The sequence below is a fragment of the Frateuria sp. GZRR35 genome (genome assembly GCF_051900415.1).
In the GTDB taxonomy this organism is placed as follows: domain Bacteria; phylum Pseudomonadota; class Gammaproteobacteria; order Xanthomonadales; family Rhodanobacteraceae; genus Frateuria_A.
Window position 1 is genome coordinate 100,469 of the sequence record NZ_JBHZGL010000001.1, and the last position, 19,888, is coordinate 120,356.

At 69.0% G+C, this 19,888-nt stretch carries 14 protein-coding genes and 1 pseudogene; 11 read left to right on the plus strand and 4 right to left on the minus strand.

Translation table 11 applies throughout. From position 1 onward, the window contains the following. Positions 1-541: 541 nt before the first annotated feature. The 6 genes from ACFWZ3_RS00460 to ACFWZ3_RS00485 all read left to right on the plus strand — a co-directional run bounded on the left by ACFWZ3_RS00460 (position 542) and on the right by ACFWZ3_RS00485 (position 6,781). Entirely contained in the window at positions 542-949 is a 408-nt protein-coding gene (locus tag ACFWZ3_RS00460; RefSeq protein WP_439705827.1) for a GntR family transcriptional regulator, read from the plus strand. Positions 950-970: 21 nt separating this feature from the next. Further along, positions 971-1,876 carry an ABC transporter ATP-binding protein gene (locus tag ACFWZ3_RS00465; protein ID WP_439705828.1) on the plus strand — a complete coding sequence of 302 codons (906 nt, stop codon included), beginning with the start codon at positions 971-973 and terminating at the stop codon, positions 1,874-1,876. 11 nt (positions 1,877-1,887) lie between these two features. Then, positions 1,888-3,729, plus strand: a complete 1,842-nt coding sequence (locus ACFWZ3_RS00470) for a hypothetical protein (protein WP_439705829.1) — start codon at positions 1,888-1,890, stop codon at positions 3,727-3,729. 128 nt (positions 3,730-3,857) lie between these two features. Further along, entirely contained in the window at positions 3,858-5,948 is a 2,091-nt protein-coding gene (locus tag ACFWZ3_RS00475) for a prolyl oligopeptidase family serine peptidase (protein ID WP_439705830.1), read from the plus strand. Between the two features lie 153 nt (positions 5,949-6,101). After that, positions 6,102-6,350: a hypothetical protein gene (locus tag ACFWZ3_RS00480; RefSeq protein WP_439705831.1), complete on the plus strand. Its 249-nt coding sequence runs from the start codon at positions 6,102-6,104 to the stop codon at positions 6,348-6,350. A gap of 185 nt (positions 6,351-6,535) precedes the next feature. Further along, on the plus strand, positions 6,536-6,781 hold the full coding sequence (locus tag ACFWZ3_RS00485) for a hypothetical protein (RefSeq protein WP_439705832.1): 246 nt from the start codon (positions 6,536-6,538) through the stop codon (positions 6,779-6,781). Between the two features lie 45 nt (positions 6,782-6,826). Here the strand turns inward: ACFWZ3_RS00485 and nagA are convergent, their stop codons facing one another. The 4 genes from nagA to ACFWZ3_RS00505 form a co-directional block, all read right to left on the minus strand. Continuing rightward, on the minus strand, positions 6,827-7,981 hold the full coding sequence (gene nagA / locus ACFWZ3_RS00490) for an N-acetylglucosamine-6-phosphate deacetylase (RefSeq protein WP_439705833.1): 1,155 nt from the start codon (positions 7,979-7,981) through the stop codon (positions 6,827-6,829). Continuing rightward, the gene (locus ACFWZ3_RS00495) at positions 7,981-9,021 is read right to left on the minus strand and encodes an SIS domain-containing protein (protein WP_439706196.1); all 1,041 of its coding nucleotides are present in this window, start codon (positions 9,019-9,021) and stop codon (positions 7,981-7,983) included. The genes nagA and ACFWZ3_RS00495 overlap by 1 nt, the downstream gene beginning before the upstream one ends. Positions 9,022-9,160: 139 nt before the next feature. Beyond that, a complete protein-coding gene (locus tag ACFWZ3_RS00500) occupies positions 9,161-10,192 on the minus strand; it encodes a LacI family DNA-binding transcriptional regulator (RefSeq protein ID WP_439705834.1) in 1,032 nt (343 codons plus the stop codon). 65 nt (positions 10,193-10,257) lie between these two features. Beyond that, positions 10,258-11,559, minus strand: coding sequence for a sugar MFS transporter (locus tag ACFWZ3_RS00505; protein ID WP_439705835.1), 1,302 nt, complete (start codon positions 11,557-11,559; stop codon positions 10,258-10,260). 403 nt (positions 11,560-11,962) lie between these two features. On the opposite strand from ACFWZ3_RS00505, the gene glk reads away from it, so the two are divergent. The 5 genes and pseudogenes from glk to ACFWZ3_RS00530 form a co-directional block, all read left to right on the plus strand. Next, positions 11,963-12,994: a glucokinase gene (gene glk, locus ACFWZ3_RS00510; protein WP_439705836.1), complete on the plus strand. Its 1,032-nt coding sequence runs from the start codon at positions 11,963-11,965 to the stop codon at positions 12,992-12,994. Between the two features lie 95 nt (positions 12,995-13,089). Beyond that, on the plus strand, positions 13,090-15,807 hold the full coding sequence (locus tag ACFWZ3_RS00515; RefSeq protein WP_439705837.1) for a TonB-dependent receptor: 2,718 nt from the start codon (positions 13,090-13,092) through the stop codon (positions 15,805-15,807). A 124-nt stretch (positions 15,808-15,931) separates the two neighbouring features. Continuing rightward, positions 15,932-18,253, plus strand: coding sequence for a beta-N-acetylhexosaminidase (locus ACFWZ3_RS00520; protein ID WP_439705838.1), 2,322 nt, complete (start codon positions 15,932-15,934; stop codon positions 18,251-18,253). Between the two features lie 59 nt (positions 18,254-18,312). Next, positions 18,313-19,386 (plus strand): acyltransferase family protein, encoded by a 1,074-nt coding sequence (locus tag ACFWZ3_RS00525; protein WP_439705839.1) that lies wholly within the window; start codon positions 18,313-18,315, stop codon positions 19,384-19,386. Positions 19,387-19,467: 81 nt separating this feature from the next. Further along, positions 19,468-19,678 (plus strand): annotated as a pseudogene (locus ACFWZ3_RS00530) (glycerophosphodiester phosphodiesterase family protein); the annotation flags it as partial. Positions 19,679-19,888: the final 210 nt, after the last annotated feature.

Consider the following 19,888-nt stretch of genomic DNA (forward strand, 5'->3'; position numbering starts at 1 on the left):
CAGGCAAGACACCGCTCTCGCAGGCATCCCCGCGAGCCCCGGCCCCTCACCCCAACCCTCTCCCCGGAGGGGAGAGGGAGCAAGTGCGGCGCTCCTGCATCCAAACGCGCAAGCCCTCTTGCCTCAGCTCCCGAGCGCCCGCGGTAAAGCGGCGGCAGCTCCTCTAAGAGCAGGCGACTGACCAAGCAAAGCGCACAGGCGCCTAGCTTTTTAGCTACCCCGTGTTTAGCAGGCCATTTCTTTGGTTACTTTCTTTGGGCCAGCAAAGAAAGTGACCCGAGCGCCGGCAGGCGATCGGAAGCCCGCGGCAGGCGAGCCCAGTCGCGGAGAGGCCGCATAAGACGGCAGGCAAGACACCGCTCTCGCAGGCATCCCCGCGAGCCCCGGCCCCTCACCCCAACCCTCTCCCCGAAGGGGAGAGGGAGCCAAAAGTGCAGTGCTCGCGCGCGCAAGCGGGCAGCACGGCTCCGGTGCGGGAGTCACTTGACGCCGGGCAATCCCAGCTGTACTACTACACACAGTACAGACAGGACGAACAACCATGCCCCGTAGCCAGGCTTTGATGATCCAGATCGCCACCGGCGACGCCCGCCCGATCAGCAAGCAGATCGTCGACGGTGTGCGCATGAAGATCGCCACCGCCGAGCTCGCCCCCGGCGACCAGCTGCCCAGCGTGCGCGGCCTGGCCCAGCAGCTGACGATCAATCCCAACACGGTGGCCAAGGCCTACGCCGAGCTCACCGCCGAGGGTTGGCTGGAATCGCGCCAGGGGCTGGGACTGTTCGTCGCCACGCCGCGCCAGCGGCTTTCCAACAGCGAGCGCGACCGGCGCATGGACGAGGCGATCCAGGCCTTCGTGCATGAAGTGGCAGCGCTGGATTACCCGCCCGAGCGCGCGCTGGCACGACTGGACCGCGCGCTCCAGGTGTTGTCCCGCAAAAGCGCCTGACCTGCCCGGGAACCTTGAACCATGACCGACCACATCATCGAAACCCGCGCGCTGACCAAGCGCTACGGCGGCAAGCTCGCGCTGGACGCGCTGGATCTGTCCATCGCCGCCGGCCGCATCCACGCCATCGTCGGCGCCAACGGCGCGGGCAAGTCCACGCTGTTCCGCATCCTGCTCGGTTTCCTGCCGCCGACCAGCGGCAGCGCGCGCATCCTGGGCCGGGACAGCCAGCAGCTCACGCCCGAAGACCGCGGCCGCATCGGCTTCGTCAACGAGGAACATACGCTGCCCGGCTGGATGCGCGTCTCGGCGGTGGCCGCCATGCAGCGCCGCCAGTACCCCCGCTGGAACCAGCACGCATACGACGAGGTGATCGGGCACTACCACGTGCTGCCGGAGCAGAAGGTCAGCCAGCTCTCGCGCGGCGAGCGCGCCGGTTTCAACCTCGCGCTCACCCTGGCCCAGGGGCCCGAACTGCTCGTGCTGGACGAGCCCACGCTGGGCCTGGACGTGGTGGCCAAGCGCGCCTTCCTCGAATCGCTGATGTATTCCAGCGCGGCGGAGTCGTGCACGGTGATCTACTGCTCGCACCAGATGGAAGAGATCGAGCGCGTCGCCGAGAACCTGATCATCCTGGAGCGCGGCCGGCTGGCGCACATGTCCGCGCCGGAGGAATTCTGCGCGCGCGTCACCCACTGGGTTGCCGACATCCCGTTTGCCGGCCCGCCACCGGCGAGCGTGCCGGGGCTGTTGCAGGTGCAGCGCATCGACGGCCTGCACCACTACCTGGTACTCGACCAGCGCGAAGACTTCGCGCAGTTCCTCCGCGGCGCGGGCGCGCGCACGGTGCAGAGCATGCCGGTGAGCCTGGACCGCGCGGTCAACGGTTTCCTGGCCAAAAACCACGCCATGCCGGCGGCAGCATGAGGAGCGTCGACATGCGTGACCTGTTCAAGGCTGAACTGCTGCGCTTCCGTGGCTGGGCGCTCGGTGCCTTTGGAGTGCACCTGCTGGTGCTCGCCTTCCTCGCCCGCGTGGTGGACCTGGCCCAGCAGCCGGTGCTGGTTTACCGCGTGTTCGGCGGCGTGGACGCGCTGGCCGGCCTGCTGCTGGGCCTGTACCAGATGGGCAGCTACCGCCGCCCGAACACCTGGCTCAACCTGCTGCACCGACCGCTGGCACCGGCGCGCATCGCCGCGGCACTGCTGGGCGCGGGCGCGGCCTGGCTCGCGGTGGCGGTGGCCTTGCCGGTGCTGCTGATCGGCGTCTATCAATCCGGCCTCACGGCGCGTGTGGTCGACCTGCGCCACTGGCTGCTGCCGCTGGGGGCGTGGCTGCTTGCCGCCTGCGGCTATGTCGCCGGCGCCTGTTGCATGCTCGGCCCGGCGCGCCGCGCGATGGCCGCACTGGTGCTGCTGGTGGCGCTGGCGATCAACCAGGCCAGCGGGGCGTGGGCGCTGCTGGTGCAGACGCTGGCATTGGCCTGGCTGGCCGGGATGCTGCTGGCATCGTTCAAGCCCGATCTGTCGGCGACGCCGCGCACGCCGTTGGCCACGGTGCTGCTGGCCTTGCCGCTGCAGGCGGGCGCTTACCTGTTGATCCTGCTGCTGGAGTTCGGTGGCCAGATGGTGTGGATCATGCAGGGCAGTCATCCCAACAACACCGAAACCCCGCCACCCGGTGGCCAGAACGAGACCGAGCGCATGACGCCGCAACAGCGCATGCTCGCAGGTCTCGTGGCCAGCCGCGCGCCGCAGGCGCCGACCTGGCGCGAGCAGGTGGCGTTGTCGGACGTGGTTTCGATTGCAGTGGATCTGCCCGGGTTGCCCGTGCGCGGCGCACTTACCAACGCCGCGCCGGCCGACTTCGACGACACCGCGAAGAATGTGCGCTGGACCTTCAGCCACGACCGCATGCGCCTGGTCGGCTACCGCATCGCCGGCGGCCGTGGCGTGGGTACGCTGGGCGTGGGTGCGGCCGACGGTGCGTTCCCGGCGCCGGCCGTCGCCATCGCCGGCCTGCCCGGCCAGCCGAAGGACGACCGCAGCCTGGTCGCCGGCAACCGGCTTTACCACTACGTCAGCGAAACCGGTCAGGTACTGCCGCGCATCCAGCTCCCGTCGGGCGAGTGGCTGCTCGGCACCACGGCGGTGGGCGAGAACCTGGTGGTGCAGAGCGATCGCGCGCTGTACTTCTACGATGGCCGCGACATCGTCGCCAGCGAAGCGCCACTGCAACCGCGCGAGCGCATGCCGATCCCGGGCGCCATGGGCGATCTGCGCGACCTGGACCTGATCGAACTGGTCGACGGCTATCTGGTGTCCGCCTCGTTCACCACTTACGCCTGGGTCATGGACGGCACGGCGCCTTACCAGACGCTGACCTGGGTGCATGACGACGGCCGCGTGGAGGAAGTGGCGCGACGCGCCATCGCGTTCGACTACCCCGCCTGGTTCCGTTACCAGGCGTGGTGGCCCTCGCCGGTGCTGTATGCGCTGCGCCACGCCGTGTCCGGCCTGTTCGCCACGCCCGATCCGATGCAGGCCACCACGCCGGCACCGATGCCACGCGGCATCCGGTGGCTGGCGGGCGTATTGATGCTGGCCTCACTGCTGGCCGCGCTGTGGCTGGTCCGCCGACGCGAACTGTCGCTGCCGGCAAAGGTGGCCTGGGTGATCGTTTGCGGCGCCGTTGGCCTGCCCGCGCTGGCGAGTTTGTGGCTGTTGTATCCGGCCAGCGAAAAAAGCCGGCTGACAATGCACGCCCAGCCAGCCATCTAGACGGCTGAACGGTACAACCCGAAGCAACACGGCGGCGCTTCCCCTGCATGCAGGGGAAGGCCGGGCGGGCGCGCCCGCACGAGCGAGAGCCCTCCCCATCACCCCTACGACAGCACGGAAAACGCGCCATGTACCCGTTCGTCCGCTCCCTGCTCGCCCTGTGTGCCCTTCTGCTGGTCCGGCCCGCGCTGGCGCATGCGCCGGGGGATACGTTCCAGGCGGCCGTCGCGCACGAACGCGCGCGCGCGCCGGCACCGACGTTCCCACGTGCCGCTTTCCTGCTGCGCCCGGCCGTTGCCGCCGCGGCGCTTTCGCCCGACGGAAACCAGGTCGCCTACCTGCGCGAGCAGGCCGGTCGGCGCAGCCTCTGGTTGCTCCCCGCGGATGGTGCACAAGCGCGCCGCGTGCTCGGCAGCACCGACGCACGGGCGATCGCCTGGTCGCACGATGGCCGCTGGCTGGTGCTGGAGTCCGGGCGCCAGCTGTTCGCGGTGGCGGCCGCGGGCCAGGGCGGTTCGCATCTGGTCGCCACGCTGGGTGGTCGCGGGCAGCGCGAGCTGATCGGGATCGATCCGCTGCAGCCGGCCGCCGTGCTGCTGCGCGAGCGCGTGCCGGCCATGCCGGACGCACCCGAGCGCTGGCGCGTGTTGCGCGCCGACATGCAGGGGCGGCGCACGCTGTTGCACGAGGACGCACATCGGCTGGTCGAGGTGGCTTTCGACCGCAGCGGACGGCTGGCCTTTCTCGAGCGCGTCGAGGGCGCCGCCCTGGCGATCCATCGCGTCGACGCGCAAGGCCGCCTGCATCCGGTGCTGCGCTGCAAGCAACTGCATCGCTGCTCGCTGCTGCCGGTGACCGATGTCCAGGGCCGGTTGTTGCTGCTCAGCGACGTGGACGCCGACCTCGAAGGCCTGCGCCGGCTGCGGCCCGACGGCACGCTTGACACCCTCGCCATCGATCCGCGCGGAGAAGCCGACGTCGACGCGCTGGCACTCGATCCGGCCGAAGGCATGCCACGCATCGCCAGCTACCGCGGCACCGTGGCCGCGAACCAGGGGCTGGATGCCGCGACGCGCCGCGCGCTGGCCGGCCTGGAAGCGCGCCTGCCCGGTCGCGACCTGGACATCGCGCTGGGCAAAACACACTGGCTGGTCAGCGAACAGGCCAGCACCCTGCAGGGCGCGCGCTGGCACCTGGTGGACCCGCGTTCCGGCGCCTCGCGCGAGATCCTGGACTTCCCGCCGCTGGGCGATCGCGACGGCCGCCCTGCGCAGTGGCTCCCGGAAGCGGCGATGGCGCGCAAGCTGCCATTCGACTGGAGCGCTTCCGACGGCATGCGCCTGCACGGCTTCGTCTGGTTGCCACCCGGGGTCGATCCCGCACACCTGCCGCTGGTGGTGCTGGCGCATGGCGGGCCGTGGAGCGCCGCCCGTCCGGACCAGTTCGGCAATGGCTACAGCCAGGCCCTGGCCAACCGCGGCTATGTCGTGTTCGAGCCGAACTTCCGTGCTTCCAACGGACTGGGCCGCCATTACCTGATGTCCGCCCAGGGCGACTTCGGCCATGGCCGCGTGCAGCAGGACATCGTCGAGGGTACCCGCGCGCTGCTGGCCCGGGGCATCGGCGACGCCGAGCGCGTTGGCATCGCCGGCGCTTCCTTCGGTGGCTATACGACGCTGCTCGGCGTGACCTTCCAGCCGGACCTCTTCAAGGTCGGCGTGGCGGTGGTGCCGCCCCCGGACTTCGGCTGGGACATCCGCTGGATCGGACGCACCACCGAAGCGCTGTCGCTCTCGCGCTACATTCCGTTCGACGAATGGCTGGCGATGCTGTCGGTCGACCCCCGCGACGCCGCCACGATGGCGCGCCTGCACGACCAGTCGCCGCTGGCCCACGCCAAGCGCATGGACCGCCCGCTGCTGATCTTCGCCGGCGGCGAGGACCGCCGCGTGGCGCTGCGCGGCGTGCTCGGCTATGCCGCGCGCCTGAAGGCGCTGGGCAAGGACTTCAGCCTGTTCGTCGACCCCCGGGCCGACCACCACAACGACAAACCGGTCGCCCACGAGGCCTATCTCTATCTCCTGGAATGGATGCTCCATCGCCACCTCGGCGGCCTCGCGCCGGCGGCTCCCGACGCGACCGTCCGCGCCTACCTCGTGCGCAGCCTGCGCGTGGCCGGCAGCGACCTGCACGCGACCGGACTGACGCACTCGCCGTAGGGCGCGCCGCAGGCTGCAATCCTGGCGCAGGTTCCGGCGGCGCCGCCGGACTGCGGCACCGTTCTCCGTTTGGGCGCCTCGCCGTTGTTGATGAAGCCCGGCGCGTGTTACCCCGGGCGGTGCAGGGGAAACTTGCCTAAAAGGAGTTCGAGCATGCTTCGCAGGATTCTCACCTTCGCGCTGCCCACCATGGCCGCCGCGGCCGCGTTCACCTTCTTCCCCGCCAAGCCGGTGCAGGCCTACCCGGCGGTCTGCGACAGCACCTACTGGACCTGCATGTACAGCGCCAAGTCGATCGATGGCCTGAAGCAGTGCGTACTGGACTTCCAGGCTTGCAGTGGCGTCCTGTACCCGCCGCCCCCGCCGGCGCGCGCCCGCGGCATGGCCCCGCGCCAGCCCTGACAGAACGACCTCGGTACCGGTTTCAGCCATCGCCCGCATACCAGGGGCGATGGCTGGGACCCGCCTTGGCGGGGGCGCCAGGACCGTGGCCGCGTTCCGCGTTTGCCGGGCTGGCGGTTGCCGCAGGCCGGGACGCGTGTTACTCCGGGTCATGCAGGGGGACACTTGCTGAAAGGAGTTCAAGCATGCTTCGCAAGATCGTGACGATCGCTTTGCCGGTGGCGGCTGCGGCAGCCGCTTTCACCTTCTTTCCCGCCCGGACCGCGCAGGCCTACCCGGCCAAGTGCGATACCGCCTGGGAAACCTGCATGGCGCAAGCGGCCTCGCTGAGGGACCGGATGATCTGTAACCAGGCATTCGAACAGTGCAGCGGCGGTGCGATCCCGCCGAATGCAGTGGATCCGTTGCTCGGCGCGATCAGGAAACACTGACGTGAATGCCTCCCGGCCGGCGTCTGCCGGCCGGGAAGTTGCGCCTCACACCGCCTGGCGCTCTCCGCCGATCCAGGTCTCGCGGACGTGCAGGGTGTCGTCCAGCACGGCAAAGTCGGCGCGCTGGCCCGGTGCGATGCGGCCGTGGGTCTGTTCCAGCCCGAGCCATTCGGCCGGATAGGCGCTGGCCATGCGCGAGGCCTCGGCCAGCGGCAGGCCGAGCAGGTTGACCGTGTTGCGCACCGCGCTGGCCATGTCCAGCGCACTGCCGGCGAGCACGCCGGCGTCGTTCATGCAGATGCCCTCGCGCGCGACGATGGTCTGGCCGTTGAGCGTGTAGTCCGGTCGCGCGCTGCCCACTGGCGGCATTGCGTCAGTGACCAGTACGCACTTGCCCGGCGGCTTGGCGCTGATCGCGATGCGCAGCGAGGCCGGGTGCACGTGGTGGCCGTCGACGATCAATCCGCACCAGCTGGCCGGATCGTCCAGCGCCGCGCCCACCACGCCCGGTTCGCGGCTGGTGAGCGGGGTCATCGCGTTGTACAGGTGAGTGAAGCCGCACACGCCGGCGTCGAGCGCGGCGCGCGCGGTCGCGTAGTCGGCCGCCGTGTGGCCGGCGACCACGCGCACGCCCGCAGCAGCCAGGCGCGCGATCACCGACGGTTCCACCTGCTCGGGCGCCAGCGTCAGCATCACTACGCCGCGGCGTTGCGCGGTGAGCGCGAGCAGGTCGTCGGTGCCGGGCGTGCGGAACAGCGAGGCGTCATGGATGCCCTTGCGTGCGGGCGCCAGGAAGGGTCCCTCCAGGTGGATGCCCAGGATGCCCGGCACGCACTGCGCGATCGCCGCATCCACGGCGTCCAGCGCGGCGCGCATCTTGTCCGCGGTGTCGGTGATCAGCGTCGGGAGCAGGCCGGTGGTGCCGAAGCGCCGGTGCGCCTGTGCGATGCCGCGCAGCGTGTCCACCGTGGGCGCGTCGTTGAACAGCAACCCGCCGCCGCCGTTGACCTGCACGTCGATGAAACCGGGTAGCAGCAGCGCGCCGGCCAGGTCGTGGCGTTGCGCCTGCGCCACGCGTGGGTCGTCGGCCGCGGCCAGCGCGAGCACGTGGCCGTCGTGCACCAGCACCGCGACGTCCTCGCGCAGGCCCTCGTCGGTCAGCACGCGACCGTGGACCAGGGCGAGCAGGGACTGAAGCATCACAACGTCTCCGTGACTTTGCGCAGGTGTGGCGGCACATCCGGATCGTAGCCGCGCGCCAGTGAAAGCGCGCTGGCTGCGCGGTAGAAACTCTGCACGGCGAGCAGCGGAGTGGTGATCGCAGGCAGGCCGGCCGGCAGCGGCAGGGCGTCCGGCCCGCTGGCGCCCGGTGCCGCGACCCACACCCGCGCGCCGCGCGCACGGAACTCGTTGGCGACGGCGAGGGTGCCCTCCAGCGAGCCGTCCGCCTGCGCGAACACCAGCACCGGAAAACCGGCGCCGACCAGCGCCATCGGCCCGTGCCTGACCTCCGCCGCGCTGAAGGCCTCGGCATGCAGGCCGCAGGTTTCCTTGAACTTCAACGCCGCTTCGAGCGCGGCACCGAAGCCATAGCCGCGGCCGACCACGAACAGGTTGTGCACCTCGCGCAGGCCTTCGCCGAGTGCCTGCCAGTGGGCGTCCCAGCCTTGGCGCAGATCGCCCGGCAGGCGCTCGAGCGCGGCGTGCAGCGCCTCGTCGCCGCTCCAGTAGGCGGTCAACTGCAGCACCGCCGAAAGCGTGGCCAGGTAGCTCTTGGTCGCCGCCACACTGCGCTCGGGGCCGGCGTGCAGCGGCACCACCACGTCGGCCTGCTGCGCCAGCGGGGAATCGGCGTCGTTGACCAGCGCCACTACCTGCGCGCCGGCCTTCCTTGCGGCCTGCGCGCTGAGCAGCAGATCGGGGCTCTTGCCGGATTGGGAGATGGCCAGGAACAGTGCGCCTCCCAGCTGCAGCGGTGCATCGTAGATCGAGCTGACCGCCGGCGAGGCCGAGGCGGTGACCACGCCCAGGCGCGTCTCGAACACGTACTTGGCGTAGGCGGCGGCGTGGTCGGAGCTGCCGCGCGCGCAAGTGACGATGCACCGCGGCGGGCTGGCGCGCAGGCGCTCGCCCAGCTCGGCCAGCAGGCCGGCGTTGGCGGCGAGCTGGTGTGCGATCACGTCGGCGGCCGACTGCGCCTCCTGGTACATCAGGGTGTCACGGGATGATTTCATGGGGATTCCGGGGACGGACAGATGTGTTCCCTCTCCCGCCGGGAGAGGGTGCCCGCAGGGCGGGTGAGGGTTCGGGCGGAGCGGGGGACGGGGCGATGCCGAATCCTGCCTCTCACGAGCGGAGAGGAGTCCAGGCGTGGAGAGCTCAGCCCTTGCGCGGTGGCGCCGTCGACCCGCGCACCACCAGTTCCGGCACGAAGCCTTCGTTGGCCGTATCCGGCGTCGATTCGCCCTGCTGCAGCTCGGCCATCAACCGCAGCGCGGCATGCCGGCCGATCTCCGCAGTCGACTGCCGCGCCGTGGTCAGCGCCGGCCAGGCCTGCTTGGAAAACGGGTTGTCCTCGAAGCCGGCGATCGACAGATCCCACGGCACGTCCAGTCCGGCCGAGCGTGCCGCTGCCAGCACGCCGGCAGCGATCTCGTCGTTGCTGCCGAAGATCGCCGTCGGCGGCTCCTTCAGCGCGAGCAGCTTGCGCGCGCCGCGGAAGCCATCGTCGAACGCGTAGCGTCCGGGCAAGATCAGCTTCTTGTTGAGCGCGATGCCGTAATCCTTCAACGCATCGGCATAGCCCTGGTACCGCTCCGGGCTGGAGCGATGGTGTGGCTCGCCCCACAGGAAACCGATCCGCGTATGCCCGAGCTGGATCAGGTGCTCGGTGATCGCATAGGCCGCGTCGCGGTCGTCCACCCACACGCAGGGGGAGCCGTCGCACGGATCCTGGCGGGCGGCGAGGATGCGCACGAAGGCGATGTCGTGCGCCTTCAGCGTGGCGACCAGTTGCGGTTGCTCGGACATCGGCGGCGCCAGCACCAGCCCCGCCAGGCGCGAACGGCGCACCAGCGCGCACAGCTCCTCGGCCAGGTGCGGCGAAGACGAGTCGCAGGGATGGATCTGCAGGCCGAAGCCGCGTTCGCGGCAGGCCGACAGCACGCCGTTCTGCATGCTGATGACGTAGTGCGCGTTCGGGTTGTCGTAGACCAGTCCGATCGCGTACGAGTGCGCCGCGCGCAGGCTGCGCGCGGAAAGGTTCGGGCGGTAACCGAGCGCCTCGACCGCCCGTTCGACCTTTTCGCGTGTGTCCTCGCGCACAGAAGGCTCGCGGTTGATCACCCGCGATACGGTCTTCAGCGACACGCCGGCGCGCTTGGCGACATCCTTGATGGTGGCGTGACGCAACGACGGGTTCTCCTGCGGATCGGCGCGCCATCCTAGCCCACCGGCGCGCCGGCGTGGCGGTGCCTTCACTGCGGACGCGCGCCATCGCCATCACGCAGGCCCACGCGGTAGCCGCGCAGGCCGTAGAACAGGATGTACAGGTAGCAAGGGACCATCAGCGCCGCGAACACCAGCTGGAAGTCGTAGTGCGTCTTCAGGTGTGCGAACAACTGCGGAACCACCGCGCCGCCGGCGATGCCCATGATCAGCAGCGCCGAGCCGGCCTCGGTATGGCGGCCCAGCCGGTTGATCGCCAGCGGGAAGATCGCCGGCCACATCATGGCGTTGGCGAAACCCAGCGCCGCCACGAAGCCGACCGAGACGTAGCCGTGGGTGAGGTAGGCGCACACGCTGAACAGCACGCCGAGCACCGCGGAGACGGCGAGGTAACGCTGCTGCGAGATCACCCGCGGGATAAGCACCAGCCCGGCCACGTAGCCGAGCAGCATGCCGCCCAGGGTGAAGGCGGTGAAGAACTTGGTCTGGTCCAGCGGCAGGTCGAAGCCGGCGCCGTAGGTGCCAATCGCGTCGCCCGCCATCACTTCCACGCCCACGTACAGGAACAGGCACAGCACGCCCAGCCACAGGTGCGCAAAGCCCAGGATGCTGGTGCCTGCCTCGCCCGCCTGCTCGCTGTTGGCCTTGGAGGGACGGATCTCCGGCAGCGACGAGCGCACGATCCAGACCGCCAGCAGCGCCAGCAGCACCGCCATGCCCAGGTACGGCGCGTGGATCTTCGCGGCGAAGGCATCCAGCAATGCTTCGCGCGCCTGCGGTGTGGCTGCCGCGTGGACCTGCGCGTCGATGTCACCGATACCGGCGAGCACCAGCGAGCCGATCACGATCGGCGCCAGGATGCCGGCCACCTTGTTGCAGATGCCCATCACCGCGATGCGTTGTGCCGCGCTCTCGATCGGTCCCAGGATGCTGATGTACGGGTTGGAAGCCGTCTGCAGCAGCGACAGGCCGGCGCCGATCACGAACAGGCCGACGAGCGCGCCGGCGAAGATGCGCATGGTGGCGAACTGGCCGAACGCCATCGCACCGATCGCCATCACGAACAGCCCCAGCGCCATGCCCTTCTTCATGCCGGTGCGCCGCAGCACCATCGAGGCCGGCAGCGAGAACACGAAGTAGGAAATGTAGAAGGCGAACGGCACCAGGAAGGCGTAGACGTCCTCCACCTGGAAGGCCAGCTTGACGAAGGCGATCAGCGGTCCGTTGAGCCAGGTGACGAAGCCGAAGATGAAGAACAGCAGCCCGATCACCAGCATCGGCCCCAGCGCCGATGGCTTGGATTGATCGGTCGCGAGCGTGGTGGACGACATGGACGGCTCCTGTCAGGCAAACGCATGGCGATGCGAGCGCCGTCAACGGGCACTCCCCCGGCCGGCTTTATGGCCTCGCGGGCCAACGTTGTCAATTTATGTCTTTCGTGAATGTCGAAATGGCGTTTGCGCGGGCCCCTGACCAACGGCCTATCCGCGGTTTGTCTGATGCAATGCCGCATCACGATTTTCCTTGTGCGCGACCGCCGCAATTCAGTGTGCTGGCGGCTTGGCTGCGAGCTTTTCGCATGCCGTGACAGATAATCGGAAGGCCGGTTGCTGCAGTGCGTAAACCGGTCTTCCGAAAATGTCGCCAAAACGCGTTGACAACGTTGTCATCGCTGTCCAGACTCCGCCCCCGCCGACGTCCAGCGACGCCGGGCCAAGTGCAAAGGGAGGAGTCGTGGCCGAGGTCGCCAACTCGAGGAGCCCGCAGCGCCTGCCGCAGGAAAGCCTGCTGCTGGCCGCCGACGTCGGCGGCACGCATGCGCGCGTGGGCCTGCTCAGTCGACAGCCCCAGGGCGCCAGCCCGGTCACCGTGCTGCGCTACCAGCGCTACGCCTGCGCCGAGTGGCCCAGCCTCACCGCGGTGTTGCAGCACTTCGTCACCTACCTCGACGCCCCCGCGCCGATCGACCAGTGCGTCGTGGCCAGCGCCGGCTACGTGCTCGAGGACGCCATCGTCAACGACAACCTCGCCTGGCCGGTGTCGATCAGCGACATACGCGACACCCTGGCGCTCGACCGCCTGGCCGTGATCAATGATTTCGAAGCGGTCGCCTGGGCGACCCAGTTCCTGACCGACGCCGACACGCTGCCAGTGATCCAGACCAGCGCACCGCCACAGCGCGGCCCGGTGCTGGTGATGGGGCCGGGCACCGGCCTGGGTTCGGCGGTGCTGCTGCCGGGCCAGCCGCAAGCGACGGTGCTCGCCACCGAAGCGGGGCAGATTGCGCTGGCGCCGGGCAACGAGCGCGAGATCGAGATCCTGCGCCTGCTCTCGCGCGAGCGTTCGCACGTCGCCTTCGAACACGCACTGTCCGGCCCCGGCCTGCGCAACCTCTACCGCGCGATCAGCACGCTGCGCGGCACGCCGGCCGTGCTTTCCGAACCCAGTGCCATCACCCACGCAGCGCTGATGCAGAGCGACGCGGCGGCGGTCGAGGCGCTTCAGGTGTTCTGCGGCCTGCTCGGCAGCTTCGTGGGCGACCTGGTGTTGCTCTACGGCGCGCGCGGGGGCGTGTTCCTCGCCGGCGGCATCCTGCCGCAGATCCGCCAGTTGCTGCTGGCCAGCCGCTTCCGCGAGCGCTTCTTCAACAAGGGCGTGATGCGCCCGTACCTGCAGCAGGTTCCCGTACGACTGATGGAACACGGCCAGCACGGCGTGATCGGCGCGGCCGGCCTGGCTTTGGCCGGTCACGCCGTACCCGGCTGAGCTTTGGAGATCGCATAACAAACGGGCGCAAGCCCTTGCAACCAACCAGCATCACCGCGACGCGCGTGCTGCTGATCCGACTGGAGGGGAGCACCATGTCACACCGCAAGACGCTGTTAGCCGCAAGCATCGTCGCCAGCCTTTGCCTGGCCGGCGCGCTGCATGCACAGGACGCGGGCCAGGCCACGACCGGCGCCGACGCCACCGCGCAGACCTCGAAGGCCCAGGCCGAAAAGGACAAGATCAAGCAGCTGTCCACGGTCACTGTCACGGGTATCCGCGGCTCGGTGGAGAAGGCGCTCGATATCAAGCGCGACTCCAACTCCACCATGGAAGTGGTCACCGCCGAGGATATCGGCAAGCTGCCGGCGCACAACGTGGCCGACACCCTGCAGCGCCTGCCGGGCGTGAACATCAGCTCCTCCAGCGCCGACGAGGGCGGTTTCGACGAAGCCGACCGCGTCAGCCTGCGCGGCACCAGCCCCAGCCTGACCCAGACGCTGATCGACGGCCACGGCGTGGGTTCGGCCGACTGGTTCGTGCTGAGCCAGGGCAACAACGTCGGCCGCAGCGTGAGCTACACGCTGCTGCCGTCCGAACTGGTCAGCCGCGTGGAAGTGCACAAGTCGTCCGAAGCGCGCTTCCAGGAGGGCGGCACCACCGGCAACGTCGACATCATCACGCGCAAGCCGCTGGACTTCGAAAAGCAGGTTTCCGGCGCTCTCAGCCTGGGTGGCGTCTATGCCGACGGCCCGGGCAAGACCGACCCGCAGTTCTCCGGCCTGTTCAACTACAAGAACGACCAGAACAACTTCGGCGTGATGGTGCAGGCGTTCAAGCAGAAGCGCCACCTGCGCCGCGAGGCCCAGGAAATCCCCGGCGGCTTCGCCGTGATCGACCCGACCTCCGCGCTGGCGCAGAGCAATCCGGACCTGGCCGGCGTGTCCGTGCCCGGCCTGCTGGGTTCGACCCTGTTCGAGCAGGTGCGCGACCGCAAGGGCGGTCTGGTCGAGGTGCAGTTCCGTCCGAGCGACGACCTGACTATTGGCGCGAGCGGCTTCTACTCGAAGATGGAAGCGAACAACTACAACCGCAACTTCATGTTGTGGGGCGGCAACTTCGCGACCAGCCAGGCGCCCGAGCCCGGCTACACGGTCGAAAACGGCGTGCTGACCAACGCCACCTACGCGGGCGTGCCCGGCACGAATTACGTCGTGTACGACATGATCTACCGCGAGGCCTCGTCCAAGACGCAGTACTACACGCTGGATGCCGACTGGAACATTTCCGACAACGTGACGGCCAAGTTCCAGGCCGGCACCACCAAAGGCGTCGGCGAAACCCCGCGCCAGTTCATCGCCGAAGTGACGGCCGCCAACGGCGGCGGCGCCAGCTGGACCACCCACGGCAACAGCGCGCCGGTGGACTGGAGCGTGGGCGGCGACATCAGCCCGGCCGGCGTCACCGGCTTCGGCACCTGGGGCAACCAGGAAGTGCGCGCGGTGGACAAGGAGAACTGGTTCACCGCCGACTTCACCCAGTACTTCAACGCCGGCGTCGTGCAATCGTTCGATTACGGCGTGCGCTACGCCAAGCATGACCGCGAGGCGCAGTCGCCCGAGGGCGCCTCGCCCGGCGACATCTGGTCGGCACTGCAGAACGGCCAGACCGCCAACTACCCAGGCAACTTCGCCGAGGGCATCGGCGGTACGTTCCCGCGCGACCTGTGGTACTTCACCCCGGATGCGCTGAAGCAGGCGATCATCGCCAACTCCACCTGGTTGTCCGACAACGACGGCCCCACCGGCCGGCACAACTACGGCGCCGAGTGGAGCGTGGACGAGAAGAACCTCGCGGCCTACTTCCAGGTGAACTTCGAGGGCGAGAACTGGAGCGGCAACGCCGGCCTGCGCTACGTCCACATCAAGCAGGGCATCGACACCTACTTCGCCGACACCGTCAACCCCGACGTGAGCAGCCTGTTCGGCGCCTGGGACCGTCGCCACTATGACAACAGCTACAGCCGCGTGCTGCCCAGCGCGAACCTCAAGTTCAACATGGCCCAGAACCTGGTGTTCCGCTTCGCTGCCTCGCAGACGCAGACCCTGCCCGATTACTCCGCGCTGGGTGCGTCCTCCTATGGCTCGGATCTCAATCGGACCGGCGGCGGCGGCAACCCGAACCTCAAGCCGGTGGTCTCGACCAACCTCGATGCCGGCCTGGAGTGGTACTTCATGCCGCGCGGCCTGCTGTCGGCCACCGCGTACTCGATGAACATGAAGGACTACGTCGCCTACGGCGTGCAGACGCAGATGCTGTTCAGCGAGCTGACCCACCAGCTGGAGGCCTACCAGGTGTCGATGCCGATCAACGCCGACGCCAAGGTCACCGGCGTGGAGCTGGCGTACGACCAGCCGATCGGCGAGCACTTCGGCATCAATACGAACTACACCTACGCCGATGGCAGTTCCGACTACACCTGGGCCGATGGCAGCAACCATCTGCTGGGCACTTCGAAGAACACCTACAACGTCGGCGCCTACTTCGAGAACGACACCTTCGGCGCCCGGGTCAGCTACACCCGCCGTTCGTCGTTCCTGATCGGCCTGTCCGGCACCCACCCGTACTACCAGGACAGCTTCGGCACGTTGTCGGCCTCGCTCAGCTACAAGGCGACCGACTGGCTGAGCTTCAGCCTGGATGCGCTGAACCTCAACAACCCGACCATCAAGTACTACCAGAGTGCGGCGATCCCGACCTCGTTCTACGAGAACGGCCGCCAGTACTACCTGAACGCGCACCTGAGCTTCTGATCCACCGATTGAAGCAGGCCACGGATGGCCTGCACTCCCCGCCGGGCCCGGTCTGCATGTTTCGGGCCCTTTTTTTTGCGCAGGCCGCGGCGATGGCATGCTGGGCCGTCGATGGAGCTTGCCGATGTTGCGACGAACCTCCTTTTTCCTGTGCGCCTGCCTGCTGTGGGCCGTCGCCCTGTTGCCCTCGCGCGCGGCGTTCGCCGGCGCCGCGGCGACTCCCTCGCTGATTCCGTTGCCCGCAAAGGTCCAGCTGCAGCCGGGCCACCTCGTCGTGGATGCACGCACGCCGGTGGTATTGGCGAGCGACGATGCGGCCACGCGGCAGACCGCGCAGTACCTCGTCGACCTGCTGGCGCGCACGCGCGGCCTGCACCTGGCCGTTGCCGGGCAGCGCAGCGGCGTGCCGGCGATCGTGCTGCGGCGTGACCCGCGTGCCGCGGTGGCGCAGGAGGGCGGCTATACGCTCAAGGTTTCCGCCCGCGGTATCGAGGTGGCGGCCCGCGACGACGCGGGACTGTTTCATGGCACGGTCACGCTCTACCAGCTGCTGACACCCGACGCCGGGCAAGGCGCGGTGCAGGTGCCTGCGCTCGCCATCAAGGACTGGCCGCGCTTCGCCTGGCGCGGGCTGATGCTCGATTCGGCGCGGCATTTCCAGAGCGTGGCCGAGGTCGAACGCCTGATCGACCAGATGGCCCAGCACAAGCTCGACGTGCTGCACTGGCACCTCACCGACGACCAGGGCTGGCGGATCCAGATCAAGCGCTATCCGGAGCTGACCCGGGTCGGCGCGTGGCGCACGCCTCCACACGCCGGCCAGGACGGCGAGCCCAAACGCTATGGCGGTTTCTACACGCAGGACGAGATCCGCCGCGTGGTCGCCTACGCCGCCGCGCGCCACGTCACCATCGTGCCGGAGCTGGACATGCCCGGGCACGCGCAGGCGGCGGTGGCCTCGTATCCGCAGATCGGCGTCACTGGCAAGCGGCCGGCCGTATCGGTGGACTCCGGCGTCAATCCCTGGCTGTACAACGTCGATGAGGACACTTTCACCTTCATCGACAACGTGCTCGACGAGGTGCTGGCGTTGTTCCCGTCGACGTACATCCATGTCGGCGGCGACGAGGCGATCAAGGACCAGTGGCAGGCCTCGCCCGCGGTGCAGGCGAAGATGCGCGAGCTCGGCATCACCAGCGAGGACGCGCTGCAGGGCTGGTTCATCGGGCGCATCGGGCAGTATTTGGAAAAGCACGGCCGCAAGCTGATCGGCTGGGACGAGATCCTTGAAGGCGACAACCTGCCGGCGGGCGCCACGGTGATGTCCTGGCGCGGTATCGATGGCGCGATCAAGGCGGCGCTGCTCGGCCACGACGTGGTGATGTCGCCCTCGCCGGACCTCTACCTCGACCACGTGCAGAGCGACCTGCCCGGCGAATACGCCAGTCGCTACGGCGTGGAGTCGCTCAGGGACGTGTACGGGCTGCAGGTCGTTCCCGGCGTGCTCGACGCGGCGCAGGCGAGGCACGTGCTGGGGGTGCAGGCCAACGCCTGGACCGAGCACATGCCGACCATGGCGCACGTGGAGCACCAAGTCTTTCCGCGGCTCGATGCGCTCAGCGAGGTGGCGTGGTCACCCGCCGGCCGCTCCGATTGGCCGGGCTTCCTGGCGCGCCTGCCCGCGCAGATGGCGCGCTACCGCGCTCAGCACGTCAATGTGGCCGACGGTGCCTTCGCAGTGGCCATCGACACCGATCGCAACGTGGCGCTGGCGACAGGCAAGGCAACGGTCCGGCTCTCCAACCAGGCCGACTTCGGCGCGATCCACTACACCCTGGACGGCAGCGCGCCGACGCTGGCGTCGCCGCGCTACCAGGCGCCGCTCAACGTGACCCTGCCGACCACCGTGCGCGCCGCCAGCTTCGCCGACGACGGCATCGCGTTGGCCGCGCCGCGCGAGCGCGTGCTGGACCGCGCCAGCCTGCTTTCGCTGCCCGGAACGGCATTGGCGAACTGCCCGGGCAGCGACTTCCGCCTGCTGCTGCAGCCATCGCCCGATGCGACGAGTACCCAGCCGGTGTATGCGGTCAACCTGTTCGACAGTTGCCAGCAATTCCCTCCGACGCTGATGGAAGGCGTCGGCGCGATCCGGGTCGACGCGGTGCGGTTGCCGCGCAACTTTGCGCTGGCGCACGAGCAGAAACTGGTGGTGTCGCGCCCGCACGCCACGCCGTTCGGCGAGCTCGTGGTGCATGCCGATCGCTGCGACGGCCCGGTCCTGGCCAGCATGGCGCTGCCCGACCCGGCGCACAGCCCGCGCCAGTTCGAGCTCGATGCGAAGCTGCCCGCGCAGGCGGGCGAACACAGCCTGTGCCTGGTCTACACCGCGCCCGTCGACGGTCCGCTGTATGCGCTCGGTCGCGTGTCGCTGGAGGCGAAGCCCTGAGCAACCACGGCCGCGACATCACCAGCGGGGCCGCGCCCATGCCGCCGCGGGGCAGCGGCATGCGTGCCCCTGGCGGTCGCTTCGCTTCGCTCGACGCCCTGCGCGGTTGCACCGTGGCGGCGATGCTGCTGGTCAACGACCCGGGGGACTGGGGTCACGTCTACTGGCCGCTGGAGCATGCCGCCTGGCATGGCTGCACGCCGACCGACCTGGTGTTCCCGTTCTTCCTGTTCGTGATGGGCGTGTCCGTGGCCCTGGCGATCCTGCCGCGGCTGGAGCAGGGGGCTGCGCCCGCTCAGCTGCGCCATGCGGCGTTGTGGCGGGCGCTGCGCATCCTCGCGCTGGGCCTGGCGATCAATGCGCTGGCGGCGTGGTGGCTGCCGGGGCGCGAGATGCGCTGGCCGGGCGTGCTGCAGCGGATCGGCGTGTGCTTCGCGGTGGTCGCGGCCTTCGCCATCTACACGCCGCGCCGCGTGTGGTGGCTGGCCATCGCGACGCTGCTGGCCGGCTACACCGTTTTGCTGCTGTCCGGCGACACGCTGGACGAATGGAACAACATCGTCGACCGAATCGACGGCGCGATATTCGGCCAGTACGTCTGGGACCACAACGCTGCCACCGGCCAGGTGCACGATCCTGAAGGCCTGCCCGCGACGCTGCCGGCGATCGCCAGCAGTCTGCTTGGCCTGTGCGCGGGCGTGTGGCTGCGTGCGCGGCAACCGGGGCGGCTGCTCGTCGGCGGTGTGGCGGCGTTGGCGCTCGGAGCGATCTGGTCGCTATGGATGCCGCTCAACAAGAATCTGTGGACGCCGTCGTTCGTAGGGTGGACCGGCGGCTGGGCCATGCTGGTGCTGCTGGGCTTCTACTGGCTCGTCGACGTACGTGGCTGGCCGGCGCTGGGCCGTCGCTTCGGCATGAACGCGATCGCCGCTTACGCCGGCTCCGAGCTGATGCAGGTCGCGCTGCCCGCGCTGGGCTGGCAGGAGCCGCTGTACCGGCACCTGTTCGCCGGCTGGATCACGCCGCTGGCCGGGCCGTGGATCGCCTCGCTGGCCTGGGCGGTCGCCTTCGTGGCGTTGTGGTGGGCGATCGTGTGGGCGATGGACCGGCGCCGGCTCTATCTGAAGCTCTGATCGATCGCGCAGGGTGGCTCCAGTCCACCGTCCCGGATCCGTGCCACGCTGGGCCGAAGCCCGCCCAACGGTCACGCCCGCATGAGTGAAAGTTCCCGCGTCCCGCGTCCCCAGGTCATCGCCCACCGCGGCGCCAGCGCGTACCTGCCGGAACACACGCTCGCCGCCTACGCGCGCCGTCGCCGACGGCGACGACCTGGTCGAGCCGGACCTGGTGATGACGCGCGACGGCGTGCTCATCGCCCGGCACCAGAACGAAATCGGTGCGACCACCGACGTGGCATCGATGCCTTTTTTACCGACGACCCGGCGCTGGGCCGTATCGCAACGCAACAGAAACACCCATACAACAAATATTGAATTTTTGCTGTGGGCATCTTAAGGTTCAGTCAAACGAGCCCCGCTTCCCCACAAAGCCTGTCTCGCCAGCACCGATCCCCCTATGCGGTTGCTGGCTTCTCTCAGGTGCTCCTTGTGAAACCGTTTTTGGACGCGGATGGAT